Source organism: uncultured Desulfosarcina sp. (assembly GCF_963664155.2).
Taxonomy (GTDB): Bacteria; Desulfobacterota; Desulfobacteria; order Desulfobacterales; family Desulfosarcinaceae; genus Desulfosarcina.
The window spans coordinates 2,293,477-2,318,997 of the sequence record NZ_CAXXXH010000001.1 but is presented as its reverse complement, the minus strand read 5'-3'; the positions used below and the strand labels follow the sequence as shown (position 1 = coordinate 2,318,997).

Annotated in this window: 22 protein-coding genes and 1 pseudogene; 14 read left to right on the top strand and 9 right to left on the bottom strand. The window is 55.9% G+C overall.

Annotated features, from left to right (window positions below; all coding sequences use genetic code 11):
• Nucleotide 1 precedes the first annotated feature (1 nt).
• Nucleotides 2-223 (bottom strand): hypothetical protein, encoded by a 222-nt coding sequence (locus ACHZBS_RS10615; RefSeq protein ID WP_319406476.1) that lies wholly within the window; start codon nucleotides 221-223, stop codon nucleotides 2-4.
• A gap of 537 nt (nucleotides 224-760) precedes the next feature.
• Between ACHZBS_RS10615 and ACHZBS_RS10610 the strand changes: the two genes are divergently transcribed.
• The 9 genes and pseudogenes from ACHZBS_RS10610 to ACHZBS_RS10570 all read left to right on the top strand — a co-directional run bounded on the left by ACHZBS_RS10610 (nucleotide 761) and on the right by ACHZBS_RS10570 (nucleotide 11,017).
• Complete coding sequence (locus tag ACHZBS_RS10610; protein ID WP_319406475.1) at nucleotides 761-1,720, top strand: response regulator; 960 nt, start codon at nucleotides 761-763, stop codon at nucleotides 1,718-1,720.
• Between the two features lie 6 nt (nucleotides 1,721-1,726).
• Nucleotides 1,727-3,391, top strand: coding sequence for a sensor histidine kinase (locus ACHZBS_RS10605; protein WP_319406474.1), 1,665 nt, complete (start codon nucleotides 1,727-1,729; stop codon nucleotides 3,389-3,391).
• Nucleotides 3,388-5,649 (top strand): histone deacetylase, encoded by a 2,262-nt coding sequence (locus tag ACHZBS_RS10600; protein WP_319406473.1) that lies wholly within the window; start codon nucleotides 3,388-3,390, stop codon nucleotides 5,647-5,649. Before ACHZBS_RS10605 ends, ACHZBS_RS10600 begins: the two co-directional genes overlap by 4 nt.
• Before the next feature lie 273 nt (nucleotides 5,650-5,922).
• Entirely contained in the window at nucleotides 5,923-7,713 is a 1,791-nt protein-coding gene (locus ACHZBS_RS10595) for an ATP-binding protein (protein WP_319406472.1), read from the top strand.
• A gap of 78 nt (nucleotides 7,714-7,791) precedes the next feature.
• The gene (locus ACHZBS_RS10590; protein ID WP_319406471.1) at nucleotides 7,792-8,244 is read left to right on the top strand and encodes a response regulator; all 453 of its coding nucleotides are present in this window, start codon (nucleotides 7,792-7,794) and stop codon (nucleotides 8,242-8,244) included.
• A gap of 321 nt (nucleotides 8,245-8,565) precedes the next feature.
• On the top strand, nucleotides 8,566-8,988 hold the full coding sequence (locus ACHZBS_RS10585) for a DUF1232 domain-containing protein (RefSeq protein ID WP_319406470.1): 423 nt from the start codon (nucleotides 8,566-8,568) through the stop codon (nucleotides 8,986-8,988).
• Nucleotides 8,989-9,279: 291 nt separating this feature from the next.
• Nucleotides 9,280-9,729 (top strand): annotated as a pseudogene (locus ACHZBS_RS10580) (type I restriction-modification system subunit M N-terminal domain-containing protein); the annotation flags it as partial.
• 54 nt (nucleotides 9,730-9,783) lie between these two features.
• Nucleotides 9,784-10,245, top strand: coding sequence for an N-6 DNA methylase (locus tag ACHZBS_RS10575; protein ID WP_324292415.1), 462 nt, complete (start codon nucleotides 9,784-9,786; stop codon nucleotides 10,243-10,245).
• 139 nt (nucleotides 10,246-10,384) lie between these two features.
• Nucleotides 10,385-11,017 (top strand): four helix bundle suffix domain-containing protein, encoded by a 633-nt coding sequence (locus ACHZBS_RS10570; protein ID WP_319406466.1) that lies wholly within the window; start codon nucleotides 10,385-10,387, stop codon nucleotides 11,015-11,017.
• On the opposite strand, the gene clpB is transcribed toward ACHZBS_RS10570, so the two are convergent.
• Nucleotides 11,014-13,596, bottom strand: coding sequence for an ATP-dependent chaperone ClpB (clpB, locus tag ACHZBS_RS10565; protein WP_319409078.1), 2,583 nt, complete (start codon nucleotides 13,594-13,596; stop codon nucleotides 11,014-11,016). The genes ACHZBS_RS10570 and clpB overlap by 4 nt on opposite strands.
• Nucleotides 13,597-13,845: 249 nt before the next feature.
• Between clpB and ACHZBS_RS10560 the strand changes: the two genes are divergently transcribed.
• Nucleotides 13,846-14,742, top strand: a complete 897-nt coding sequence (locus ACHZBS_RS10560) for a hypothetical protein (RefSeq protein ID WP_319406465.1) — start codon at nucleotides 13,846-13,848, stop codon at nucleotides 14,740-14,742.
• Nucleotides 14,743-14,890: 148 nt separating this feature from the next.
• On the opposite strand, the gene ACHZBS_RS10555 is transcribed toward ACHZBS_RS10560, so the two are convergent.
• The 3 genes from ACHZBS_RS10555 to ACHZBS_RS10545 form a co-directional block, all read right to left on the bottom strand.
• Nucleotides 14,891-16,105, bottom strand: a complete 1,215-nt coding sequence (locus tag ACHZBS_RS10555; protein WP_319406464.1) for a PLP-dependent aminotransferase family protein — start codon at nucleotides 16,103-16,105, stop codon at nucleotides 14,891-14,893.
• Nucleotides 16,106-16,226: 121 nt separating this feature from the next.
• Nucleotides 16,227-16,823 carry a TetR/AcrR family transcriptional regulator gene (locus ACHZBS_RS10550; RefSeq protein WP_319406463.1) on the bottom strand — a complete coding sequence of 199 codons (597 nt, stop codon included), beginning with the start codon at nucleotides 16,821-16,823 and terminating at the stop codon, nucleotides 16,227-16,229.
• 429 nt (nucleotides 16,824-17,252) lie between these two features.
• Nucleotides 17,253-17,426, bottom strand: coding sequence for a hypothetical protein (locus tag ACHZBS_RS10545; protein WP_319406462.1), 174 nt, complete (start codon nucleotides 17,424-17,426; stop codon nucleotides 17,253-17,255).
• Between the two features lie 389 nt (nucleotides 17,427-17,815).
• On the opposite strand from ACHZBS_RS10545, the gene ACHZBS_RS10540 reads away from it, so the two are divergent.
• From ACHZBS_RS10540 to ACHZBS_RS10530, 3 genes are all read left to right on the top strand, one after another.
• Nucleotides 17,816-18,331, top strand: coding sequence for a hypothetical protein (locus ACHZBS_RS10540; RefSeq protein ID WP_319406461.1), 516 nt, complete (start codon nucleotides 17,816-17,818; stop codon nucleotides 18,329-18,331).
• An 82-nt stretch (nucleotides 18,332-18,413) separates the two neighbouring features.
• Entirely contained in the window at nucleotides 18,414-19,337 is a 924-nt protein-coding gene (locus ACHZBS_RS10535) for a DMT family transporter (protein ID WP_319406460.1), read from the top strand.
• Between the two features lies 1 nt (nucleotide 19,338).
• Entirely contained in the window at nucleotides 19,339-20,136 is a 798-nt protein-coding gene (locus ACHZBS_RS10530) for a sugar phosphate isomerase/epimerase (protein ID WP_319406459.1), read from the top strand.
• A gap of 197 nt (nucleotides 20,137-20,333) precedes the next feature.
• Here the strand turns inward: ACHZBS_RS10530 and ACHZBS_RS10525 are convergent, their stop codons facing one another.
• Nucleotides 20,334-21,038: a TetR/AcrR family transcriptional regulator gene (locus ACHZBS_RS10525; RefSeq protein WP_319406458.1), complete on the bottom strand. Its 705-nt coding sequence runs from the start codon at nucleotides 21,036-21,038 to the stop codon at nucleotides 20,334-20,336.
• A gap of 115 nt (nucleotides 21,039-21,153) precedes the next feature.
• Nucleotides 21,154-22,038, bottom strand: a complete 885-nt coding sequence (locus ACHZBS_RS10520) for an exopolyphosphatase (protein WP_319406457.1) — start codon at nucleotides 22,036-22,038, stop codon at nucleotides 21,154-21,156.
• A gap of 462 nt (nucleotides 22,039-22,500) precedes the next feature.
• Here ACHZBS_RS10520 and ACHZBS_RS10515 point away from each other — a divergent pair, with 462 nt between their 5' ends.
• The gene (locus ACHZBS_RS10515) at nucleotides 22,501-23,409 is read left to right on the top strand and encodes a hypothetical protein (protein ID WP_319406456.1); all 909 of its coding nucleotides are present in this window, start codon (nucleotides 22,501-22,503) and stop codon (nucleotides 23,407-23,409) included.
• Nucleotides 23,410-23,510: 101 nt separating this feature from the next.
• Here the strand turns inward: ACHZBS_RS10515 and ACHZBS_RS10510 are convergent, their stop codons facing one another.
• On the bottom strand, nucleotides 23,511-24,326 hold the full coding sequence (locus tag ACHZBS_RS10510; RefSeq protein ID WP_319406455.1) for an SDR family oxidoreductase: 816 nt from the start codon (nucleotides 24,324-24,326) through the stop codon (nucleotides 23,511-23,513).
• The gene (locus tag ACHZBS_RS10505; RefSeq protein ID WP_319406454.1) at nucleotides 24,323-25,069 is read right to left on the bottom strand and encodes a YkgJ family cysteine cluster protein; all 747 of its coding nucleotides are present in this window, start codon (nucleotides 25,067-25,069) and stop codon (nucleotides 24,323-24,325) included. The genes ACHZBS_RS10510 and ACHZBS_RS10505 overlap by 4 nt, the downstream gene beginning before the upstream one ends.
• Nucleotides 25,070-25,521 lie beyond the last annotated feature (452 nt).

Here is a 25,521-nt window from a genome sequence, read left to right as displayed (position 1 = left end):
TTCATGGAATCCGGATGCCCACAATGTCGAATGCATCCTTGAGGCGTACCTGGCCCACCGGCCGCATGTTCCAAAATACCGGTATGATGTGGAGATTGTGCTTGACCATGACCGCTATGGCAGTGGTGATCTGATCGTTGAGACGTACCGACGGTTCCAGGGGCAGCTGCCCGGTGAAGGGAAGCAGGATTTCTCTGACACTGTTCAGGGTTCTTGTGTGCATAGATGACTTAACATGGGATGGTGGATCACGAATTTTTGTCGGTCTTCACATGCGGTCCGGGCTCTCGTCCCCGCTGAAGCATAGTCTGGCTCCGGTCTGCCCGGACTCTGGGTGATAATACTGCAAACCAAGTGCCATTTAGAGGGATCTTTCAGCTTTATCCAGTCCCATCCATTTGACTGGGTCCGGGAGTTATTTTTGAACTTGAAACTTTCGATTTCGTAGGTATTCGGCTATCGGTGTCCAGAATCAGGAGACAGTTGACGGGTTGCATGTCCACGAATGGTTTTCTCCCCGGTTCAGGCAATCGGCGACCCGGAGGGCATACCTGAACGCTTCCCCGGACAAGCAGTCAGCGGTTACTATGATGGCACGGCTTTTGATTGCTAGAGAATTAGAAAGTGGAAGGCGGCAGCGTACGGAAGCGGGAAACCCTTAGATCCCGGAGCCGGTTTCAAAACGCAGGCGTTCGACCCCGATCAAGGCGGGCGATCATTTCAACCGGCGGAAGATATGGTATCTTCCGAGGAGTTAAACGTGAAGCCGCCGGCGATGCGGGTCGACATGGGGCGTTTTAAAACAAGGTCCTTCGGTGAGGCCATCGTTATGGAAGACGTGTTGGCGGAATCTTTCCCACAGACCCGGCGGGTGCTTCTGGTGGATGACGAGGATCGCTTTGTCGCTCAGCTGGGCAAGCTTTTGGAAAAACGGAACTTTCAGGTGGCCACGGCCGGAGACGGCCGGCAGGCGATGGCGTTGATCGATGCCCAGACCTTCGATGTGGTGGTGCTTGATCTCCGCATGCCGGTGATGGACGGCATGACAGCCTTGAGTCGAATACAGGAAAAAAATTCGGCACCGGCGGTCATCATGCTCACCGGCCATGCGACATTGGAAACGGGTATCGAGGCCATCCGTCAAGGCGCTTTCGACTACCTGATGAAGCCATGCGGCATTGAAGACCTGGTGGCAAAATTGGACCTGGCCTGCACGGTTGGACAGATTCGGCGGCGACCCATCCTGTGGTCCCGATCCCTGGCCGGGGAACTGATCCTGAATGCGTTTCGGCGCATCGAGGATACAGACCCCTTGTTAGAGGCTTTTTCCATTTTCAACCATCGCCTGCTCATGATGGCTGGGGAGACCCTTTTTATTGTGGATAAAAATGACCGCCTGGCCGGCCATCTGAGCAAACAGGATATTGTGGACTGTGTCGCCCGGCCCAGGGAACGTAAGACCCTCACCTGGACAGAGCTGTCCGCCAATCCGCAATGGCTGCCGGATATGAAGGTCCGTGAGGTGATGCACCCGGACACCGTTTCGGTCGAACCCGCCACGCCGCTGAAACGGGTGGCGGCAATCATGATCGAAAAAGGTATCCGGACCCTGCCTGTCACCGACGAAGACCGACGGGTGATCGGGGTGATCCGTCTCAGGGATGTGCTGGTATACCTGGATGGCGCCCAGAGCTGGGCCGATGAAGGTGTTGAGGAATGAGAACCCATGAAAAATGATTACCCGCATTTCCGGCGGCTGTGGAACCGGGTGCTGGCGGCACTCATGGGATCGGCATTCATTCCGTTGGTGCTCATCGGCGGTATCTTTTCCTTTTATTCGGTGTCGATTTTTAAAACCCGAACCGTGGAGATGCTCGTTCGGGATGTTGAGATGCGCAGGCAGCATCTCGACCGATTCCTGAACGATCGGATTTTTGAGCTTAAATGGGTGGCCAGAACGCCCACCACCCTTCTTACGGAGCAGGAACGCTTTGACGAATACACCCGCGACCTGACCCGTGAATTTCCCTGGATTCACGACTTAGCGGTTTTCGACCTTGGCGGCAATCAGCTTGCCTATAAGGGCGCCTATGCCAGGGAGACCCGGAATTTCAGTGATCACAAGTGGTTCAGAAAGGTTGTTGATGCCGGGGTTTATATCAGCGACCTGGAACTGGGATATCGACAGCTGCCTCACATCAGTATCGCTGTCCGCAGAGATCAAGACAACAGCCCCCTGATTATCCGGGCCAGCATCGATGCCGATACGCTCCATCAGCAAGTGCTGAAGGATTGGAAAACGTTGGCAACGGCGGACGTTTTTCTGGTTGACCGTGACGGCCGCTATCAAACCCTGTCGCGGGCCGGCTGGCGCCTGATGGCCGACTCGGGATTGGGGGCTCAGGGTTTCTTCGACGGAACCCGCATCGATGAGGCGGATGGCAAAATACTCCTTACCATATGGCTTTCGGCCGCACCGTGGGTGCTGGCGGCTCGATATGACCTCGACGAGGTGTTTGCGCCTGTTCTGGAGATGCGCTACCTTTCATTTTGGGCGCTGATTATCGGTGGTATCATTATCATGTTTTTTGTCCTGCTGACGGCCAACACCCTGGTCAACCGACTGGAAGCCAAACGACAGAGGATCCAACACCTGAGCCGCCAGCTTCGCCGAAGCAGCTTTATGACCTCCACCATGGAGTTGGGTATTGGTTTACTTCAGGAAATTGTGGACCGGCTGGCCAGTATCACGGTGGCGTCGCAGTGGATGGAAAAGCATCTGTCCGGGGATATGACGCCGCAGATTGACGAGGACCTCAAGCTGATCGGAGAGTCGGCCGGCGGCGCCCAGGAGCGTCTTAAACAATTCCTCTCCCGCCTGCGACCGGATGCGCCCATGATCACCGATGTAAACCTGGTGAGCATGATCGAAGAGTTGGTCGCATGGTTGAAAAAGGAACTGACCCAGCGATGCATTCGTGTCGTCTGGACGATCGACAAAAACCTACCTGAAATCAGAACCGACCGGAGCCGGCTGCGCCATGCGATTCAGAATATTCTGCTCAATGGGGTGGATGCCGTGGTTAAACATGGAGAGATTCACATCGCCATTTCCGCCGACGGCCAGGACGTGGCGGTCACCATCGCCGACAGCGGTCCAGGGATTCCGGAGGCGGATCGTGAGATGATCTTCGAACCCCTGTATACCACCAAACCTGACGGTACCGGCCTGGGACTTCCCGTGGCACGGGATATCCTCCAAGCCCTGGGGGGATCCCTGATCCTGGAAGCGTCTCCTGCCGGCGGCACGGCGTTCAGGATGGTGCTGCCCCAACGATACCCGGGACCTCGGGGAGCAGATGCAGAGCTAACTTCAACCCGTTGCACATGATTAAGCGCGAACATCTGAAAATGGCCATTGATGCCATATCTGTCGTTGACCCGGATTCGGGGTACGGACTTCAGGAACTTTTCGGTGCCGCGAGGATAACCATTCCGGTTGTCGATGCTTTTCATGAAAGGGATTCCGCAGGCAGGGGATTCCACTACTATTTCGAAGGGCAGCGGGTGGATATTCCTAAAACTGCCTTCGTTGCTGATGGTATCGGCACCCTCGAGCAATCCCTGGTCTTCAAACTAGGGGAACTCAGGAAAAAACAGATCCTTGCTGCGGGATGGGTTTCCGGAAATGTGCGGCAACTGGCGGACGACATCCGACGGGCCGGCGCTGAATCGGTGGTGGATCATGAACTGCGTCGACTGACGGCGTGTCCGGCAGGCCTGGATGAACCGCTCCGGATGCCGGACCCCCGATCGTTCGGGCCCCATTTTTTCGGCCACCTGAGCGGTGGGCAACCGGCCTGGTTCATGCCATTGCCCCTTACCCGGGCGACGATGCTGCAGGTGGCCGGGCAGCGGTTCGAATTCTTCGACGTCCGGTTTCTGCTGCGGAGTGGGTCCGACGACTCCCTGCCGTGGATCTTCGCGTGCATTTCCCAGCAGCAGATTCTGGGCCTGGTTAAGCTCCAGCTGCATCGACACGCGGTGAACACCCGCCTCGAAATCAAATATGTCGCCCGACGCAAGCCGCAACATCTTGACACCGAGGCCCCTCCCAAGGGAGTGGGAACGTTTTTACTGGCGGGCGTCTGGATGTTATGGAACACTTTCTATCACCATGTGCGTCATATTTTTTTAGACGGGGAGGTGGGGGCCCGACAGTTTTACCTGGATTGTGGTTTCAGGGAGCAGCGGCTGTGCCGCTATATTCTGCAAACACCCGGCGGGTACCTGCTGACGGCAATTGCAGACATGGCTGACGACAGTCGGTCACCCCGGGGCCGGGTCCGGTCCCGGTTGGAGGCCCTTATCGGCGCTTCAATTAAAAGGCTGCGCAGCGTCGCCGGGAGGCGGGGCCGGGAGTCGGCCCTGAGATTCATCACCCGCTGTCTCATGTCACGATACCAACCGTATCCGGCAACAACCGCCCTGGCGATGCTGCTCAAATACCGGACCCGGGTACCAGAAGCCTCGGTCCTCATTGATCTTGCCACCCGGACGGGCAAGGTGCGCATCGCCGGTGAAACACCCGATTCACAAACCACGGTACTGGTTGTCAACGATCCGCGATTTGCCCTGCATCTGCAAAATGTATTTCACCTGGAAAGCCCCAAACGGGTTGAAGCATTCAACAGAGCCCTTGCCGACCCCAGCATCGCCGGTCGATGGCACGCCCTGACCATCGAGCCCGCCGAGCGCGAACAATTGTTGTGGGTCCATACGCCCGACTATGTGGACCGCCTGGAGAGGACGTCGGGCCGGCAACTGGTCACGCTGGATATGGACACCCAGACCACCGAACGGTCATGGGAGGTGGCCTGTCTGGCCGTGGGCGGCGTATTCGGGCTGATGGACGGTATTTGCGGCGGCCGGGCCCTTCGAGGCATTGCCGCCGTGCGCCCTCCCGGACACCATGCCGAGCCGGGCCGGGCCATGGGATTCTGCCTGCTCAACAACGTTGCGTTGGCCGCCCGGTACCTTCAGAAGGTCCACGGTGTGGGACGCATCATGATTGTCGATCTGGACGCCCACCACGGAAACGGCACGCAAGCCGTTTTTTATGACGACGATTCGGTGTTGTTTGTCTCCACCCATCGCTTTCCGGCTTATCCGGGAACGGGAAATGTCGGTGAGATCGGCGGTGGGCGAGGGAGAGGCTTCACCGTGAACATCCCCATGAACCGAGGCGCCGGCGATAGGGACTTTGCCACCGTCATCCACCGGATCATCGAGCCCCTGGCCCATGGGTTCAGGCCCGAGTTCATTCTGGTTTCATTGGGGTTTGATCTGTATCAGCATGATCGGTTGGGAGGGATGCGGGTAACGCCCGAGGGCTACGGGATGCTCACCGACAGGTTGATTGAGATGGCCGACCGGGAATGCCGGGGACGGATCGCTTTTGTCCTTGAGGGCGGGTACAGCGTTAAAGGCATCGAAGAGTGCGGCCTTAAGTTTATCCAGCAACTATGTAAAATCGACAGTGGTGACAGCGACCGGTCCGGTTGCTGGAGCCAGCGTTCTCCTTTCGTTCCAGCCACCATCGCCAAGGTGATCGACGTCCACAAGGTTTTTTGGCCCCAACTCGTCTGACGCTTTCCCGCAATGATCACCCTGCCATCCGAACCTGCCATCAGGCCACTGCCGGCAGCCCGGCAGAGAGACACCCCTGTCACCGAGCGGGTGACACATCCACCAGCTGACGGCGGGAATAGTCGCCGTGATTAAACTTAACTGTTTAATAAAGTTATATAAAATGATTTATTGAGGAATGGCTTTTTTTGGCATGTTCCTTGATCTGAAACGACATATCAGCAAAAAAAAGCAGGGTTACATCTGTGGGACCGATCTGTTGAAGGAGGCGACATGCCGAGCTTACCATCGAACGTTTCGGAAAATTCTACCTATCCCGATTCCGCTGCCGATCACCGGTACCGGTATAGAAGGCTTTTCAAGCGGTTTGTCCTGCTGACGCTGGTTTGTTCCGTCGTACCGTTGCTGCTGGTGGGATGGGGTATCAGTACCCAATACCATCGTTTTGCCGAAACCCGGCTGATGACCGATTTCCGCAACGAAGTACAGCACCATCGCAAGGTCATCGAGATGTTTTTAAAAGAACACAGCTCCAAGCTTGAACTCATTGCCATGACCCACAGCCGGCAGGACTTCATCCGCTCCGAGCGATTGCGGTTCGTTTTCGACAAGATCAATCAGGAGCGTTGGACGCTGACGGATCTCGGCGTCATCGATGCCACGGGTAAACACCTGGCCTATGTGGGTCCCTACGACCTGTTGGATAAAAACTATCGAGAGGCCCATTGGTTCAAAATGGTCATGGAGAAGGGGCTATACATCAGCGATATGTTCATGGGGTTTCGCCGAGAGCCCCATTTTGTCATTGCGGTCAGGGGGGATGATGACCAGGGCCCCTGGATCCTGCGGGCCACCGTGGATACGGAGGCTTTTCGTGCATTGGTGGAAAACGTCATGATCGGCCGGACCGGCGAGGTGTTCCTCGTCAACGGCGAGGGTATTTACCAGACCACCCCCCGGTACAGCGGCCGGATTATGGAAAACGCATCAATGGCCGTGGGTGACGTCCACCCCGGCATCCGGGTAAGGCAGGAGGACGCCGATGCCGGTTTCAACGGTGAACGGTCGGTTCGGCAAATCGTCAGTACCGCCTGGTTGGAGACGCCGCAATGGATGCTGGTAGTCCGGCAGGATTTCGACGAGGCATTCGCTGCGGAGAATCGGGCCAACCTCTCCGTTCTGATATTTCTGCATGTGAGCGCAGCTACCATCCTGCTGGTGACGGTTCTGGTAACCCGCTACATGCTGAACATGGTCAAACGCAGGGACGCCGAGGCCGAGATTCTGAATCGACAACTGGTGCAGGCCAGCAAGATGGCCTCCATCGGCGAGCTTTCCGTTGGGGTGGCCCATGAGATCAACAATCCCCTGGCGATTATTTCCACCGAACGCGAGATTCTCCTGGATGCCTCCAAGGAAGCCGACGGCATCGATCCGGCTTTCGGTGCCCAACTGGACGACTCCATGAATCAAATCGATACACAGATCAAACGGTGCAAGCGCATCACTCATAACCTGCTCCGGTTTTCCCGAAGAACGCAATCCGTCATCGATACGGTGGACATCAACGCCTATATCAGGGAGGTCGTCGAGCTGATGGCGCGCGAGGCCAAATCTTCCGGTATCACTTTTTTCGAACGCCTGTCGCCGGATGTGCCGCCGATTCTGTCGGATCCCTCCCAGCTCCAACAGGTTTTTTTGAACCTGACCACCAACGCCATCGATGCCCATGAGGGCAAACAGTATGGTTCAGTGGCCGTCAGTTCCACATTTCTGGACACCGAAGAGACCGTGGAGATCGTGGTGTCCGACACCGGTTGCGGAATATCGGAGGATAACCTGTCCAAGGTGTTCGATCCTTTTTTTACCACCAAGCCCATGGGCAGGGGAACAGGATTGGGGCTATCTATCTGCTATAGCATTATCCGGCGGTTGGGGGGGCAGATTCAGGTGAAGAGCGTACTCAACCAGGGAACCGATTTCACCATCCGGCTGCCGCTGCGCTCAACGGAGGTACAGACCGATCCGAACAACCCTGTAAACCAAATGGAACGAGCCGCTTGAGATGTCGGGGGAGGCCATAGCGTTCCGGACCGAAATATCCATTCGGGCGACACCCGTCCCCGTTGAAAGGAGGCCGCGATGATCGGATCTAAAATACTGCTGGTGGATGACGAGGTGATTTTTGCCAAAAATATGGGTCGATTGTTGGATGCCAGAGGCTACGGGACGCTGACGGTTAACAGCGGGGCAGAAGCGATCCGCTCCCTTGAAAATGAAGCTTTTGATGTGGTGGTACTGGATCTGAAAATGCCGGGTATGGACGGGTTGACGACCCTGAAGGAGATCAAGAAGTTGGGCCTTTTCACGCAAACCCTGATACTGACCGGTCACGGGTCCATCGATTCGGCCCTGGAGGCGGTCAAGCTGGGAGCCTACGACTACCTGACCAAACCCTGCCAGATCCAAGAGCTGGTGGCCAAAATCGAGGGGGCCTGGGATAAAAAGGACGGTCTCCAGAAAAGGGACAATCAGGAAAAAATCCGGAAAGTGGTTGAATCGCCGAGGGATGCATTTTGGGTGTTCGCGAAGTGATCATCCACGAATGGCGCTTTCACGTGATTTCGGCATTGGATACCAGGATTTGAGTCTTCGACGTAGCGCTGCTACGCCTGCGGTTCAAATCAGCCGTTCGCCTTAAACTCCCGCGAAATCCCTCATTCGTGGACGGATAAGGAATGTACTCAAACAGGGCCGCGGAAAAATAAATGTATCTGAGGTTGCACCGGAAGCGGGTTCGGCAAAGGTCCCATAAAGGTTTCATGGGCTATTGGCGTTGTGTCTTAACGATTTGAGATTCAAGCAGAATGCGGACGTTCTTTTTTCCGCGGCCCGACCTATCGTTAACGGAAAAGCATGATGGAATATGGATCCGGATGGATGGAACGCTGGAAAACGCGTGTCCGGGTGTTGAAGATGGAGGTGCATGCCCTGTTACTGGCCTACCGCGACCCTCGGGTCCCCCGGCAGGCCAAGCTCGTGGCGGCCCTGGTGGTGGCTTATGCCGTAAGCCCAATCGACCTGATCCCGGATTTCATCCCGGTGCTGGGTTATCTGGACGACCTGATCATCCTGCCTCTGGGTATCCTGCTGGCCGTGAAGATGATTCCGGTTGAGGTCATGGAAGATTGCCGCGTCAGGGCCGGGGAGGCATCTCCTGAGAAAAAGAAATCCAGTGCCGTCATCGGCGCGGTGATCGTGGTTGTTGCGTGGATGATCATCATTGTTGCCGTGGTTGTTTTTGGTAACAAGATGATGAATTGGCCATCATTTTTGTGATCGTGCTACTAATCGGAAAAACCGGATCGTTCATATAATTCGTTTGATGACCATATCCCACATGAAGCCCGAAAGAATCTTTGTGCGTTAAATCGTAAAGCGGACCCTCTCCTCTGGCTATAAAGAAAACCAGCCTGTATTGACTTTCCCTCCCTTTTCAGGTTTACTGCGAATCATTCCAACCGTTTGTTTTTACGAGATTATTAACCAATATAGGCGATAAGCTGCATGGCACCGCCTTTTTCGCAAACCCTGTGAAAAAACATGCTGTGACAGGAAGAAAGCGGCCCAATGATCGACCAATCCCAATACAAAAAACACATCGACCTTGTCTGGACGATTGCCAACCTGCTGCGCGGACCCTATCGGCCGTCGCAATACCGGCGGGTGATGATTCCCCTGACGGTGCTGCGCCGTCTGGACTGTGTGTTGGAAGACAGCAAGAAAGCGGTGATGAAGCGATACGCGGCGCTGAAGGCGGCTGAGAAATACGATGACGAAACCATTGAAAAAATCATCTGACAGAAATTCAAACTCAACTTTTTCAACATCAGCGGGTTCACCTTTGCCAAACGCGAGGAGGGGCTGTTCGCCGGCCTGCTGGACGACGCCGACAACCTGCCTGCCAATCTGGCCAGGTATATGGCCGGTTTTTCCGGCAACGCCCGCAAAATACTGGAGAAGTTCAAGTTCGAAGAGGAGATCGAAAAGCTGGACGAATCCAACCGGCTCTTTCAGGTCATCCAGGAATTCAAGACCGTCGATTTTCACCCGGACCGGGTGCCCGACCTGGCCATGGGCTACATCTTCGAGGACCTGGTGCGGCGCTTCAACGAGCAGGCCAACGAGGAGGCCGGGGATCACTTCACCCCACGCGAGGTGATTTCCCTCATGGTGCATATTCTCTACACCTACGACGAAAAAATCTACGACCCCGGCCGGGTGGTCACCATTTACGACCCTACCGTTGGCACCGGCGGCATGCTGTCGGTTTCCGAAAAGTACATTCTGGAGCACAACGCGGAGACCAACTTGGAACTGTTCGGCCAGGAGTACAATCCCGAATCCTACGCCATCTGCGGATCGGACCTGATGATCAAAGGCGAGGATGTCTCCCATATCGTCTTCGGCAACACCCTGGGCAGCGGCAGAAGCAGAAACGGTGCGGCGGACGGAGACGGCCATCCGAACCGGCAGTTTCACTACATGCTGGCCAAGGGGAGTTGCCGGCGGATCGAGTTGTCAAGGAATACTTGACAACTGCCACGGACGGCAAACGCTACCGTACGAAATTCTATAATTTACAGGCCATTATCGCCGTGGGCTACCGGGTAACGTGGACGTTGTGGACGGACGGAATTGAAGGGGAGACAAGACTGAATCAAGGGGGTGGCTGATGGTTGAACGGGAAGCATTGATTCCCAAGCACGGCTGCTATCGCAACCTGAAAAGCTTTCAGGTTGCACAGCTGGCCTATGACCTGACGGTCCGTTTTTGTGAGCGCTATGTCGACCGGTTCAGCCCCACCCGCGACCAGATGGTCCAGGCCGCGCGAAGCGGCGTGCAGAACATTGCCGAAGGTAGCCAGGCGTCGGGCACGTCCCGGAAAACCGAATTGAAGCTGACTAACGTGGCCCGCGCCAGCCTGGAGGAGCTGCGGCTGGATTATGAGGATTTTCTGCGCCAGCGGCGGCTTGCGATCTGGGCGCGGGAGGACCCGCGCCGGGTCAACCTGATTGCCAGGCGGTGCACGACGGCTGATGACGTGGCATGGTGGGTGAAAGCGGTGCATGATGGACATAATGGACAGGGTGGACGACATGGACGGAATGAATTGTCCACCGGGTCCACATCGTCCACTCCGTTCACCACCTTCCCCGAAATCGCGGTCAATGCCGCCCTGGTTCTCATCGCCGTGGCATGCAGCCTGCTTGACCGCCAGATTGCCGCGCAATCCGAGGTGTTTGAAAACGAGGGCGGCTTTACCGAGCGCATGTACCGCGTGCGGACTTCCCGCAGAAAATCCTAAACCTGCCGGAACACGATCCGCTCGCCTTCGGCCTCGGCACTCAACCGGGCGCCTTCCATAATTTTGCCTTCCAGTATCTCCATGGCCAGCGGGTTTTCGATCTGCCGCTGGATCACCCGCTTAAGGGGGCGGGCGCCGTAAGCTGGATCGTAGCCCTGGCGAGCGATCAGGTCACGGGCCGAATCGGCCAGGATCAGCTCGATGTGCTGCTCGGCCAGCCGGTCGGCCAGCCGTTCCATCTGGATTTCCACAATCTTGCCGATCTGCTCCTGCTCCAGGTTAAAAAAGATGATGGTTTCGTCGATACGGTTGAGAAATTCCGGCTTGAAGCCGGCGCGCAGGGCCTCGGTGACCCGGCGCTCCATCTCCTCGCGGTCGCGTCCCCCCAGATCCTGAATATACTGGCTGCCCACGTTGGAGGTCATGATGATGATGGTGTTCTTGAAATCCACGGTCTTGCCGTGGCCGTCGGTCATGCGGCCGTCGTCCAGAATCTGCAGCAGCACGTTGAACACCTCGGGGTGGGCCTTTTCGATCTCGTCGAACAGGACCACGGCATACGGCCGCCGGCGCACCGCCTCGGTGAGGTAGCCGCCTTCATCGTAGCCCACATAGCCCGGAGGCGCGCCGATGAGCCGGGACACCGAATGCTTCTCCATGAACTCGGACATGTCGATGCGCACCATAGCCTGCTCGGAATCGAAGATGAATTCGGCCAGGGCCTTGGCCAGTTCGGTTTTCCCGACACCGGTGGGTCCCATGAAGATGAAGGAACCGATGGGCCGGTTGGGGTCCTGCAGACCCGAGCGTGCCCGGCGCACCGCATTGGAGACGGCTTCGATAGCCTGTTCCTGGCCGATGACCCGCTTGCCCAGACGCTGCTCCATGTGCACCAGTTTCTGCCGTTCGCCTTCCAGCATGCGGCTTACCGGAATGCCGGTCCACCGGGAGATCACCTCGGCGATATCCTCGTCATCCACTTCTTCCTTGAGCATTTTCTTGTCGGATTGAAGCGCTTCCAGATCTTTATTGGCCTTTTCCAACTGAGCCTTCAGTTCGTTGCTTCTGCCATAGCGCAGTTCGGCCACCCGGGCCAGGTTGCCCTCCCTTTCAGCCCGCTGCTCATCGATGCCCAGCTGTTCCTGGGCCTCCTTGATTTTCCGGATGTTCTGGATCAGGCGCTTTTCCTCTTCCCAATGGTTTTTCATGCCGGCGATCTGGGCGTGCATCGCTTCCAGGGTATCTTCCAGTTTGGCCAGCCGCTCCCGGGAAGCCGGATCGGTCTCTTTTTTCAGGGCTTCCCGTTCGATTTCCGCCTGGAGGATCTTTCGCTGGACTTCATCGATTTCCACGGGCATGGAGTCGATTTCGATGCGCAGTTTGGAGGCGCATTCGTCGATGAGGTCGATGGCTTTGTCGGGCAGAAAGCGGTCGGCGATATAGCGGTGGGACAGGGCCGCGGCGGCCACGATGGCCGAATCCTTGATGCGTACGCCGTGGTGGACTTCGTATTTTTCTTTCAGCCCACGAAGGATGGAAATGGTGTCTTCCACGCTGGGTTCGCGAACCAGCACCGGTTGGAAACGCCGCTCCAGGGCGGCATCCTTTTCGATATACTTGCGGTACTCGTTCAAGGTGGTCGCGCCCACGCAGCGAAGCGTACCCCTGGCCAAAGCAGGCTTGAGCATGTTGGAGGCGTCCATCGATCCTTCGCTGGCCCCGGCTCCCACCAACGTGTGAAGTTCGTCGATGAACAGGATGACCTGACCTTCGGCTTTTTCCACCTCCTTTAATACAGCTTTGAGGCGGTCCTCGAATTCACCCCGGTACTTGGCACCGGCGATCAGTGCGCCCATGTCCAGGGCCACCAGCCGTCTGTTTTTCAGGCTTTCGGAGACATCGCCGGCCACGATGCGCTGGGCCAGGCCTTCCACGATGGCGGTTTTACCCACACCGGGCTCGCCGATGAGCACCGGGTTGTTCTTGGTCCGGCGGGAGAGCACCTGAACGATGCGCCGGATTTCGTCGTCCCGGCCGATGACCGGATCCAGCTTGCCGCTGCGGGCCATCTCCGTCAAATCCCGGCTGAATTTTTTGAGGGCCTCGTATTTTTCCTCGGGATTGGGATCGGTGATCCGCTGGTTTCCCCGGATCTCCATGAGCACCTTTAAAATAGCGTCCCGGCTCACGCCGGATGCGGACAGGATGCGGGATACCTCTCCCGCTTTTTTATCGCACATGGCCAGCAGGATGTGTTCGATGCTGGTGTATTCGTCCTTCATCTTGCCGGCTTCAGTGAATGCCGCTTCGAGAACGGCCTTGGCGGCGGATGAGAGATACCCATCTCCCCCACCGGTGACCTTGGGCAGTCGTTCGATAGCCTTGGCAGCGGCGTTGGCGATGCTGTCACTTGAGACTCCCAGTCGTGTGAATACCGACCGGGCCACGCCTTCCTTTTCGTCGAGCATCGATGCCAACAGGTGTGCCGGCTCGATCTGCTGATTGCCGTGGGTGGATGCCAGGGTCTGGGCGTTCTGGATTAACTCCTGCGATTTTATGGTAAATCGGTCAAACCGCATCATTTCCTCCTTGCATGGGTAATGGGCAAAATTAAGTGTTGGTCTGTATTTTGCAGTCCAAATATAAACACCCCCTTGATGATGTCAAACCCAATGAACCCACCGATATCATATGGTATTTCTGGTGAGGCCGCGGTTGCCAAGATCTTTTTTGCTCAGGCAATGCCGCCTAACCCTTGACGGCAAAAATCGGTTGTGCCAAAAGCATGAAAAAATCGAAACTATCAAAACGTATTGGAAGGCATGTCGATGTCCGGTTTTGCCCCCGTTCGGTTGAATCAGTTTGTAAAACAATACCTGCGCAACCATAAAGGTGCAGACGGAGATGAGGTTCGGGCCGCCGTCGAAGACGCCCTTGCCGCCCATCGCCAGGGCGTCCGTTGTGCCTGCGGCAAACCCCTCTGGGTGGCGGGATCCGCCGTCGCCGGGTACGGCTGCTTTACCTGCATCACCGGATCGGCCGAACCGGATGGCGACCCGGAGATCGATGCGGCTTGTGACGGCTTGTTTTTTGAAGCGGATGACTTCGAGGACCGGATCGCTCAAGTGAGCGAGATTATTAAAAACCACCCCCATGACTATCGGGAGCGGCTGGAGGAAATCGGGTTTGAATGGCGGGATGATGAACCCGACCTGCTATACGAGGAAGAGGCCAAAGAAGAGCATGTGGCCGTGCCGGAAACCGAAAGCCAGCGTTGCCTGGTCAATTTCCTGGATACCGGCGGTCCTGTCACCCGGCCGGTCCTCGACGCCTACCTGGAAGAGCGTTATTCTGAAACGTCCAATCTTCCGCTGATCCGCAAGTACTTTAAACAGGCCAACCCCAATTTGAAAGCGATCCTGTTGAAAGGCCTTGCCGCCGACCCCACCGACCTGGATCTTCTGGATGACCTGTCCTATTTCAGCGAATTCGACAGCATGCTGGGCGAACTGATCCACTTCTACACCGATGCCTGTCTCAAAGAGACGGATATCGAGCGGTTTTCCCTGCTGGCCCAGGATTTTCACATGAACACCTATGACCAGGGATATGATGCCCTGCATGAGCTGGTGGCCATTTTCCAATCGGGCACCAAGGGTGCTGTGGTCCAGCAGCTTTCCGAGACCATCGATGATTTCGAGGGGGCGGAAGACATCCCCTTTTAGCTTACAACCAGAAACGGCATCTTGCGGCCCGGATCGGCGTTCTCGCCTTTTGGAAATCCTCGACGTAGCGCTGCTACGCCTGCGGTTTCCAAAAGGCTGCGGCCTTGATCCGAACCCCAAGCTACCATTTCTAATAGTAAACTATCTGCTATGCTACCCGGTGCTGAACATGCTGTTGCATCAGTGCGTCACCCAGAACATCCCCTAAAATTTTAATCGCGCGGGTGAGTGTTTCTTCATCGGCCATGGTGTAGTTGAGCCGCATGGTTTCCCTGCCGTCCCCCGGACGGGCGAAAAAATAAGTTCCGGGAACGAATGCCGTCATCCGGGCAACCGCCTTTTGGTTCACCGTTTCCATATCTATCCCTTCAGGTCCTTTTACCCAGACGAACATGCCCCCGTCCGGTGCCGACCAGGTAAACGATTCCGGAAAGAACCGGGCCATGGCATCGAGCATCGCCTCCTGCCGCGGACGATAAAGCGCGACGATCCGTGGCAGATGGCGCTTCAAATGTCCTCCGGCGAGATATTCCGCGGCCAGGGCCTGATTGAAGGTGCTGGTGTGAAGATCCACCCCCTGCTTGGCCAGAACCAGCCACCGGGAAATAAGATCCGGTGCCAGGCAGAATCCCATGCGCAGTCCCGGGGCGAAGACCTTGGACAGGGTCGAGATGTATACCACGTGATCCGGGGCCAGCGTTTTGATCGGCGGCAGGGGTGTTCCCCGGTAGCGGAGGTCACCGTATGGGTCATCTTCCACCAGCAGGGTGTCGAATTGACGGATGATGTCGGCGATGGCCCGGCGCCGGTTCATGGGCAGAGTGCGCCCGGTGGGATTTTGGAAATTGGGCACCAGATAGATAAATTTGACGGGATGCTGTGACAGGGCGGTTGCCAACGCATCGGGCAGCATCCCCTGATCGTCGGTATCGATCTGCACGTATGCCGGTTCGTAAGGGGTAAAGGCCTGCAATGCGCCCAGGTAAGTGGGCGCTTCCAGGGCAACGCGGTCGCCGGGGTCGATGAGAATCTTTCCCAGACTGTCCAGCACGCCCTGAGATCCGCTGGAGATCAGGATCTGTTCCGCTGCAGCGGCAATGCCTTTTCCGAGCAGGTAGTCCATCAGGGCTTCGCGCAAAGGCAGGAAACCTTCGGTGAGGTCATACTGAAATGCACTGGGGCCATATTTTTCAAGCACGGTTTCCGTGAGTTGACGGATAATGGTCATGGGAAAACTTTCCGGAGCAGGAATGCCACCGGCCAGGGATATCATTCCCGGTTTTGAAACCACCTTGAGGATTTCACGGATGGCACTGGCTCCCATGTTGTGGGTGCGGCGGGCCAGCAGTTTTTTATCGGGCATAACGAACAAACCTCCTCTTTAAAGTAAGACCGGTTGGTATTATAAAGGGTTCGAGAATTCAAGGGATTGATAATCCATCCTTATTATCTTTACCGCAATAGATCCATTGAACGCTTATTCTTTAACTTCGCAACTGCCGGATGAAAAAGTGCAGTTGGTCGTTGGTTTGCTGCAGGACCGCCCTGTCACGGGTGGACATGTACAAGGTGGCGGCTCCGTTCAAGGTGATGACGATGAAATTGGATATTTCCCGGTAATCCAGATCCGGTTTGAGCAGACCGGCGGTTTCCGCCTCCGTCAGCCAGGACTGGAACAGTTTGGAAAACCCCACGAAGCCTTTGAGGATGTGGCGGCCCATGGTGTCGGACTGGCCGGACAGCTCCACCAGCATGTTGACGAAAAAACAGCCGCCGTCGAACACCTCCCTGCCCAGATAGTCGAGCAGGACATTTTCAATCGTGCGTTCAATCCGTTCAAGAGGGTCGGTGGCTGACCGCATGCGTTTAAAGACAACCGCTTTCCAGATTTCCACGGCTTCATCGTAAACCGCCCGCCACACCTCCTCCTTGCTCTTGAAATGGCAGTAAAGCCCACCCTTGGTCAACCCGGCGGACTGGAGGATGTCGCTGATGGAGGTGTTGAAATACCCCTTGACGGAAAACAGCTGCAGCGATTTTTCGATGATGTTGCGGCGTGTCAATTCGCCTTTGGCGGACATGATTGGCTCCTTTAAAAATACCGACCGGTCTTTATTTATTACCTCGAAGAGAAAAAGTCAACCATCGAATGTCGTAAAAAAATCGTGGAATCGAGGTGTCGATCATAGCCGGAGAGGAAACCGGAAGGTAGAAAACAGAAGGTCCGGTCACGATATGAATAGAACGGTATACGCACCGGGATTATTTTAAATGGAGGAGCCAATTTCAAAACTCCCCATTTCGGCCAATATCGGCGTTGGGCTCACATTTCAATCCTCAACGCAGCGCGGCTGCGCCTGTGGGTGAAATGGTCGTCCGCCTTGATTTTGACCGCACTAAGACGTTTTGAAACAGGCTCGGAGGACTTGCTTCTGTCGCAGATGGATGACTCTGAATGTTCAATCCGTAGGTCTTGCCTGACCGCCCGAATTTTATTTTTGATACCCCTGTCAGACGGTCTGTTCCCGGTAAACTGAGCCTTTACCCATAACCAGACTCCGATAAACAACGGCAACCAGATGAATCACACCGGTGATCACACTCAGAGCAACAAAAGAGACGATAAAGAGTGTCAAAAAAGCGAAAAGTCCGGCACTCAATCCGGCAAGAATATAATCGATCATGGCGTCTTTCCTTTTCCATGGTGCTTTGGGTCGATGATTCCTGGATTTAACGAAAGTACCAGCAATTTTTTTGCCAAACCTCTTGAGATATTTTAACTATATGGTAAAATTACATAAAACAAATTTCTGGGATTAATATTCCGATTGCCAGTGTGAAAAAAGAAGGAGTCTTGGATAGATAATGGGAAAAAAAGGTAATAGTTGAAGCTTGCCACCGCGCCATGGGTGCTAAACACCGTTTGACTCGTCCGCGGTGGTGATGGTATCCCGTTGGCTCTTTTGGTGTTTCGATGGCGGAACACCATTCTGTGCGACCTGCGCGGATGCTTCACCGCAGGGATGACAATCGATTTCCAGTCGGCTATCCGTTTGAAGGAAAATCCGTAACGATGGACGATGCAAAAAACCCTTTCCGCGCGGCGGTGGGTACCCTTGCCAACCAATGGATAGAGACAGGTCTGCCTTCGCGGCAGGGTCTTGACGAGGCGGCAGAAAACCTGGAAGGATTGCGCAGTCGTCTGCACATTAGCGGCCTCTGGGAAGATCCACCGTCGATGGTCACCGCCACCCTGGACGACGGACTGGGGCAGGGACTGGCCGTTATCGAAAAATTTGCCGTTGCCCTCGGTATCCGCTTGATCTCCCTGGGCCTGATGCAGACTCCCGAGGCCATCATCGATGCATGCCAGCGCCACCAACCGGCATATTTGGGACTGACCATACTCCAGTTCGATACCGGAGACGATCTGATACGCATCGCTAATCATCTGCCCCGCAAAACCCGGATCGTGGCCGGAGGACCGGTGTTTGCCGGAGATCCTGATTTTGCCGGCCGGACCGGTACCCATTATGCGGCCAAAAACGTAGCCTATTTTTTAAAGTTCATGCTGGAAGCGGCCTGCTGATGTCCGATGACGGCTGCAGCCAGACACGACAGCTCTCTTCGAGTGACCCGCTCTCTTTTTTGATGCGTCAGATGGGATTCAAATGGTTTCAGACAATACGGACATAACCCTGTTCCCGGGGATCTTCATCATATTTCTTACGGTGATCTTCGGTGGCAATACCGTGGCCATCAAATTGGCCCTGACCGGTATGGGACCGTTGACCAGCGCGGGGCTTCGGTTTGCTCTGGCGGCGGTTGCCATCGCCTGCTGGGCCCGGGCCACCGACCGTTCATTTTGCATTCAGACGGGCCAGGCGTTTCAACTGCTGATCGTGTCTTTGGCTTTTACGGTTCAGCTTTCTCTTTTTTATCTAGGGCTTGACCGCACGTATGCCTCAAGAGGGGTGCTGATCTCCAACCTGCTGCCGTTTTTCGTATTGTTCCTCTCCCACCGGTTTATCCCCGGTGAACGCATCACGTGGAAAAAAATGACGGGGATTGTGCTGGGGTTTGCCGGTGTGGCCTTCATGTTTACCGGTACGCCGGGTATTTCCGGATCGCTGCATACCGGCGATCTGATCATCCTGGCGGCGGTGATGGTCTGGTCCTGCAATGTGGTTTACACCAAGCGCATCATCAATGACTATTCACCGTTCCATCTGGTGCTGTATCCGATGATCTTTTCGGTCCCGATTTTTCTGTCTGCCGGGTTCCTGTGGGATGATCGGATGCTGTTCAACCTGAATCCGATGGTAATCGGCGCATATGCCTACCAGAGCCTGGTCAGCGCCGCCTTCGGCTTCGTGGCCTGGAGTACGATGCTCCAACGGTACGGTGCGTCCACCCTGCACGCCTTTGTGTTCATCATGCCCATCGCTGGGGTGGTGTTCAGCGGGTTTCTGTTGCATGAACCGATCACCCCCAATCTCATTGTCGCGATGGTCTTCATTGCGGTCGGTATTCTGATGATTCACGTGGGTTCGAAGAAGCCGACTTTTTCCTTTCCCCTGGGTCGGGGGGTGTGACATGCAATTTGGCGCCATGAATTTCCCGATAACGCCGGTACTGGATGAAATCGACACGTTTGCCCGGCTGGGGTTCGACTACCTGGAGCTGGCCATGGATCCGCCCATGGCCCATCACAGCATTCTTTCGTCCTCCCGGGCGGCCATCAATCGGGCGCTGAAGGTCAACGGCCTGGGGCTTGTCTGCCACCTGCCAACTTTTCTCACCACCGCCGATCTTACCGAAAGCCTCCGGCGGGCCTCGGTGACGGAGATGCAGCGTTCCCTGGACGTGGCTGCCGATCTGGGAGCAAAAAAGGTCGTCCTGCACCCCAGCATGGCCGGTGGCATGGGCGCCTTTGTCTTGGACACGGTAAAAGGCTACGCATTTGATTTTTTATCGGAAATGGTGGACGCCGCCCGCTGCCTGGATGTGACGATCTGTCTGGAAAACATGTTTCCGAGAAACCGGCTGGGGGTGGAGCCGGATGATTTTGAAGAGATATTCAAGACCTTCCCCGCCCTGAAGATGACCCTGGATTCCGGTCACGCCAATATCGACGACCGGCGGGGTCGCCGTTTAAAAGAGCTGGTGAGCGCATTTGGGAAACGGATCGGCCACCTTCATTTCAGTGACAATCAGGGCAGACTGGATGACCACCTGGCCGTGGGCCAGGGAACCGTCAATTTTGGAGAACTGGTCCGGGGCCTGAAGGGTGCCGGGTACGATGACACCGTCACCCTGGAAATTTTCGACGAAAACCGCCGGATGCTGGTCGAGAGCCGCGAGCGGATCGAAGCCATGTTCATGGCGGGATAGCTGGATAGAGGGGTCGAGGGTTCAGGGATCCAAGGGGTCAAGGGAACATAAACGTTATTATTAAATTAAGATTTTTAATGCGAAGCGAGGGCTAATACTCCGTCGCTTGCGATGTTGAAATCGATAAAAACCTATTTTCAATTGGTTCGGGGTAGTTCTGAGGGAATGGGGCCCTTTCATTGAAAATTTTGCCGTTGTCACTCGAATCCGGGGATCCTCGACCCCTTGAATCCTGAGCGCCTTTTCTTTTTTTCGTCCGGATTGAGGATGCCGGTCAAAAGCAGCTGGCACACCATTTTCCCCAAGGCTTCCACCTGTCGTTCCGTGGCGGCCAGGCGGCTCAAGTAGCCGCCGGAGATCAGCTGGGCCAGGCCGTGGATGCCGGACCAGGTGGCCACCGCCAGTTCCATGGTGTCCCGGTCGAGGAAGACACCCGCCCTTTTTCCATTATCGATGATGGTTTCCACCAGTTGAAAAGCCGCCCAGGAGGAACGCTTCAGGGCGCGAGGAGCGGTCCGCATGTTGATCACGCCGCCAAAAAGCAGATGGGACATGCACGGATTTCTGACTCCGAAAAGAATGTACTGGACCGAGGCGGCCACAAATTGTTTGCACGGATCACCCTCATGCAGCGAAGCCGCCTTTCCGGCTTGGTCGGTGAGCTGTTCGAACCCCAGCTGAGCGATGGCCGCCAATAGATCGGCCTTGTCCTGAAAATGCCGGTAGGGCGCCGTATGGCTGACACCGGCGGCCCGGGCAACCTCCCGCAGGCTCAATCCGGCCAGTCCCTTCTCCTCGATCATTTTAGATCCAGCCTGGATCAGGGATCGTCTCAAGTCACCGTGGTGGTAGGGGCGTTGAACGTGGGTGGACACTATTTTCTCCAAGATCGTAGCAATCATTCGCGCCTTCCTGCGGCAGGACGCGGAATCGATTCACCGACTTGGGTCTCTGTCGGTTTACGGTTTTCCTTTGACGTCCCTGCCGGAGGCAGGAAAATGAGCTCGCAGGCGTGGTTCAGACAGGGACATTTTTTTGCAGAATTCCTACGATGCGTTTCAGGTAGTCCGGCGCCTTTTCCCGGGCGAAGCGGCAGGCACCGGCACCGGGATGGCCGCCGCCTTCGAAAGCGGAGAGCATCTTTCCCACATTGACTTCACAGCCCCGGTTAAGGATGCTGTGACCCACTTTGATACTGGCCAGATCTTCATCATCGAAGACGATTTTGACATTCACCGTGCAGTCGGGAAACAGGGAATAGACCAGAAAACGGTTGCCGTCGGGTGCCGGATCAAGATTCCGGAAATCGGTGATGGAGACATGGTCGATCAGCGAGGTATTCGCCCTGAGGGCTTTTTCGTAGACCATGTTGGTCTCCACTACCCGCCGGCATCGCCGCTTTACCTCCGGATCGTCCATCACCCGGGCCATGGATCGGGTTCGCAGCAGGTCCACCAGATGATCCCAGTAGTGTTCTTCGGACGGCTCGTGGTGGGTGATGGTCATCGACAGCAGGACGTAGGGGTGGCTCTCCGGGTGAAGGATCTCGTCCAATGTCAAATCTGCCGAATCGATGCGGTCGGTCTGGCGAATCAATTCGGTGTAATCCCGATCCAGTCGTTCCCGGTAGTGTTCATATATAATTCCCGCGGCCGACGGTGCAATTTTAAAGACCCCGTCCACGGGGGTTTCCGGTTGATTGGAATAGTGGTGATCGAACCATAGACTGCATTTTTCATGAAAAGGCAGGTTGGCAACGACATCGCCGTTTTGAATATTCACCCGGCGGTGCTGCATGTCGCTAGGCTGGACCCATAGCACCGGCGGGCCGACCTGCAGCGCATCCATGAGCAAAACGGCACATACCACGCCGTCAAAATCGGGTCGGGTAACCACTCTCATCGGGTCTGTTCCTTTACCTGTTGAGGGAGCCCATTGCTGCCGTTCTCCGGCTAAAAACAGACGGATCATCCCGTTGGTTAAGCCGTTGATGATAAAAGCCTTTCAAACAACTGTCGGGTGTCGTTGGCCAGAATTCCACATGTATCAATAATCGAGTTGAACCGCAATAGCCAGTGGCGGATGCGGCAGGCTATCGATCGCAAATTAGGCTTGAAGTTTAGACCGATCCATGCCAGACAGAAATGCCTTGGCCATGCTTTCGGGCGACATGGTTTTTACCTTGCCCCCGAAATTCAAGGGCCTGGCACCGGCGTTGCATTAATGATTCCATATCATCCGTATGAAACCATTGGCGTGCCTTGCATCCGAACCAAAATCCGGCACCCGATCCGCCCAATTTTTTTCCTGCGGTCCTAAACCGCAGGGCAGGCAACTGTCGTCAACAGGAGGAACAATCCAGGAATGGCTGAAATCCAGCTGGCAAATCTGGTCCACATGGAATCCCCGCAGGCGGTTTTGGACGAGGCGATAGTCGTGGTGGAACACCTTTCCCCGGATATGGATCCGGTGGCCATCCGGTCTGCCTTCAACCAGACCGTGTCCCTGTATCAGGGAGACTGGGAAGACATCCAAGGCTGCAACACCGGTTATCACGACCTCAAACATGTCACCGACTGTTTCCTGGCCATGGTCCGGCTTTTTCATGGTGCGTGGGAGACGGGAATCCATTTTTCTTCCCGACAGGCTCACCAGGGGCTGGTGGCGGCCCTGCTGCATGATTCGGGATACCTGCAAAACAGTGAAGACACCGAAGGCACCGGCGCCAAGTACACCGCCTGCCACGTGCGGCGCAGCATGGATTTCCTCCAAAAGCACTTTGCAGCCTTCGGCCTTCAGGAGAGCGAAATCCACCCCTGTATGGCGATGATTCACTGCACCGATCTCAACTGCGACCTGGCATCGGTTCCGTTTCCGGACAAAGCCACTGAGCAGATTGGCAAGATGCTGGCCGCGGCGGATATCCTGGCCCAGATGGCTGATCGGACCTATTTGGAAAAACTGCTTTTTTTATTCTACGAGCTGGACGAGGCCCGCATCGACGACTATGAGGACGAGTTGGACCTGATGGCTCAGTCGAAAGATTTTTTCATCCGCATGGCGGACCGTTTTGAAACCCAACTGTCATCCTCGAACCGATTTATGGTCCACCACTTCAAGGCGCGGTGGAAAATCGATGAAGACCTTTATCAACGGGCCATCGACAACCAGCGGGCTTATCTGACGAAAATCCTGACGGCGGTCAGCGATGATCCCCGGGACCGGCTGCGCCGCAGCCGGATCGTGGAAGCGGTGAAAAAAAAGCATACCTGACGACTTCGAGCAACGGTTATCCCTGACTTTGCCTTGTCTGGCCTGCGCTCATCACATTTTTCAACATGCTGCTGGTTTTTCGGGGTAGGGAATGGCGGGTGCTAATCGACGCCTTCGGGCATGGGGGCGACGGGCTCGCCGCCCAGGGGGTATCCGCCATCCAACCGAATCACGCTGCCGGTCATGAACGGGGCGTCATCCAATAGAAATCGAATGGCCCGCACCACATCGTCCATCCGACCGATTCGGGCCAGCAGGGTGTGATCCGCGATGGCCTGCCGCTGACGGTCGGTCAGCAGCCCCCATCCGCGGGTTTTCGGTCCATGACGGGTTTCAAAAACACCCAGCATCAGCTCGTTCACACGCACACGGGGTGCACCTAAACGGGCCCAGGTTTCCGTGAGCAGGGATATGCCGCGGTTGGCTGCCGCATACCCTTCGTTGAAGAGATAGCTGGCCGGACCGCTTCGACCGATGATGCCGGCAATGGAAGAGATGTTGACTACGGCGCCGTCTCCGGAAGCCCTGAGGAAAGGCAGGGCTGCGTCGAACACCCACTGTTTGGCCCGCAGGGTCGTGGCCATCTCCATGTCCCACTGCTCCCGGGTGTAACGGCCGTGAACCACCGGCCACCCTCCCCGTTCGATGTTGTTGATCAGGATGTCCAGCCGGCCGAATCGGTCCATGATCCGTTCCACCAGCCCCGGAACGGCATCGGTGTCAAGCAGGTCGATGCGTTCGATCAGGTGATCCGTTCCCGTGCCGGCGAAATCGGATTGCATGGCTGGCAGGCTTTCCGGCCAGTCATGCCAAGTGGCCGCTACCCGGGTACCGCGACTCAGCAGGTCAAGGCTGATGGCTTTTCCGATACCCTTGATGCCGCCAAGTACCAATGCCACGTTATGGTTGGGTTTCATATTCGCACCTTTTCCGGGGACACCGTTAAAACGTTTTTCCGGACCCATTCCATGGCGACGAGCAGCAGATCCAGATCACCGGTTTTCGGCCGGTCGAGGGTATCGGTATCCGTGCGGGTCGCGAAGGTGTTATTCCCTTCAAACAGAACCCTGCGGAACGCGTCCAGGTCGTATAAGGCGGTAAAAACCCGATTTTTTTCGGAAGGCTTCAACGGACCGGGTCGGAACCGTTTTTTGAGGCTGATCAGTTCCAGCATCATATCGTTCATGCGGTTATGGGTGGCAATTTGCTGGTCTTCCACCCATTGGTTTACCGTATGCCGTTGTCCGTTATTAAAACCCAGGCAATGAGGCTCTCGAATCAATGCCCAGTATTCGGTCAACCGTCCGCTTTTCCGATTGCGCGAGACGCCCCGGGCCAGGGGATAGGTGCGGCAGGAGGCGGGCCGGGCCGGGTATACGCGGCAGCCGGCATCGCTGACAAAGGGGCAGGCCAGGTCATCTGCATCACCGAATCGCAGGGAGACCACCGGCAGCCCGGTCCCGGGGCCGGTGCTCTCCTCGGTGTACCTCTTGAGAAACGCGCTGGATGACATTTTCAGAAACTGTTTGAGGCACAATACATCATAAGGGGTTAATACCTGGTTGAGATTCCGGCAGCAGGCATTAAAACAGGCTGCCTGCGGGGAGCAGGTGAAGCAGAACGTCTGATATTTTTCCAGCGGCGTGACGGCGGGTTGCATGGCCGGACTCCAGTAGGGTTGCGTTCAGATCAAGTGGGCCAGTGGTAGCACGCTGGGCAGGCATGTCAACCGCAATGTTGATCCGCTTTCCTGAATCGACTGAATCGGAAATCAATTCCAAACGACTTGATGACGGGAGCCGTCAATCAGAATCTTCCACCATATATGGTACCTTTGCGGGAGGGTCCAACGATATGTAGGCAGTCGTAAGGTCGAATGTAAGTGGCTGCATCTTTTAGGCTTTTATGCCTCCGAAAATTCTTGACAATGAATATGCTGGATGGTATTGATCTTACCTTGTGTTACACAATGACTATCTTCCCGAATTTATACGATATATTCAATCGAACAAATCAATGCCGCAGCGCATTGGATTCATGTCTGCACGTCGTGTTTTGATGAAACAGGGTATGGGGCTTTTATGTTAACCCAATGTAACTGTCCGGGTCGAA

Coding starts and splice junctions, on each gene's coding strand:
- ACHZBS_RS10525 (WP_319406458.1), bottom strand. CDS start 21,038: ATGATTGCTACGATCTTGGAGAAAATAGTGTCCACCCACGTTCAACGC.
- clpB (WP_319409078.1), bottom strand. CDS start 13,596: ATGCGGTTTGACCGATTTACCATAAAATCGCAGGAGTTAATCCAGAAC.
- ACHZBS_RS10520 (WP_319406457.1), bottom strand. CDS start 22,038: ATGAGAGTGGTTACCCGACCCGATTTTGACGGCGTGGTATGTGCCGTT.
- ACHZBS_RS10555 (WP_319406464.1), bottom strand. CDS start 16,105: ATGCCCGATAAAAAACTGCTGGCCCGCCGCACCCACAACATGGGAGCC.
- ACHZBS_RS10590 (WP_319406471.1), top strand. CDS start 7,792: ATGATCGGATCTAAAATACTGCTGGTGGATGACGAGGTGATTTTTGCC.
- ACHZBS_RS10515 (WP_319406456.1), top strand. CDS start 22,501: ATGGCTGAAATCCAGCTGGCAAATCTGGTCCACATGGAATCCCCGCAG.
- ACHZBS_RS10595 (WP_319406472.1), top strand. CDS start 5,923: ATGCCGAGCTTACCATCGAACGTTTCGGAAAATTCTACCTATCCCGAT.
- ACHZBS_RS10570 (WP_319406466.1), top strand. CDS start 10,385: ATGGTTGAACGGGAAGCATTGATTCCCAAGCACGGCTGCTATCGCAAC.
- ACHZBS_RS10585 (WP_319406470.1), top strand. CDS start 8,566: ATGATGGAATATGGATCCGGATGGATGGAACGCTGGAAAACGCGTGTC.
- ACHZBS_RS10530 (WP_319406459.1), top strand. CDS start 19,339: ATGCAATTTGGCGCCATGAATTTCCCGATAACGCCGGTACTGGATGAA.
- ACHZBS_RS10545 (WP_319406462.1), bottom strand. CDS start 17,426: ATGATCGATTATATTCTTGCCGGATTGAGTGCCGGACTTTTCGCTTTT.
- ACHZBS_RS10505 (WP_319406454.1), bottom strand. CDS start 25,069: ATGCAACCCGCCGTCACGCCGCTGGAAAAATATCAGACGTTCTGCTTC.
- ACHZBS_RS10605 (WP_319406474.1), top strand. CDS start 1,727: ATGAAAAATGATTACCCGCATTTCCGGCGGCTGTGGAACCGGGTGCTG.
- ACHZBS_RS10560 (WP_319406465.1), top strand. CDS start 13,846: ATGTCCGGTTTTGCCCCCGTTCGGTTGAATCAGTTTGTAAAACAATAC.
- ACHZBS_RS10540 (WP_319406461.1), top strand. CDS start 17,816: ATGGACGATGCAAAAAACCCTTTCCGCGCGGCGGTGGGTACCCTTGCC.
- ACHZBS_RS10615 (WP_319406476.1), bottom strand. CDS start 223: ATGCACACAAGAACCCTGAACAGTGTCAGAGAAATCCTGCTTCCCTTC.
- ACHZBS_RS10575 (WP_324292415.1), top strand. CDS start 9,784: ATGGGCTACATCTTCGAGGACCTGGTGCGGCGCTTCAACGAGCAGGCC.
- ACHZBS_RS10510 (WP_319406455.1), bottom strand. CDS start 24,326: ATGAAACCCAACCATAACGTGGCATTGGTACTTGGCGGCATCAAGGGT.
- ACHZBS_RS10600 (WP_319406473.1), top strand. CDS start 3,388: ATGATTAAGCGCGAACATCTGAAAATGGCCATTGATGCCATATCTGTC.
- ACHZBS_RS10550 (WP_319406463.1), bottom strand. CDS start 16,823: ATGTCCGCCAAAGGCGAATTGACACGCCGCAACATCATCGAAAAATCG.
- ACHZBS_RS10535 (WP_319406460.1), top strand. CDS start 18,414: ATGGTTTCAGACAATACGGACATAACCCTGTTCCCGGGGATCTTCATC.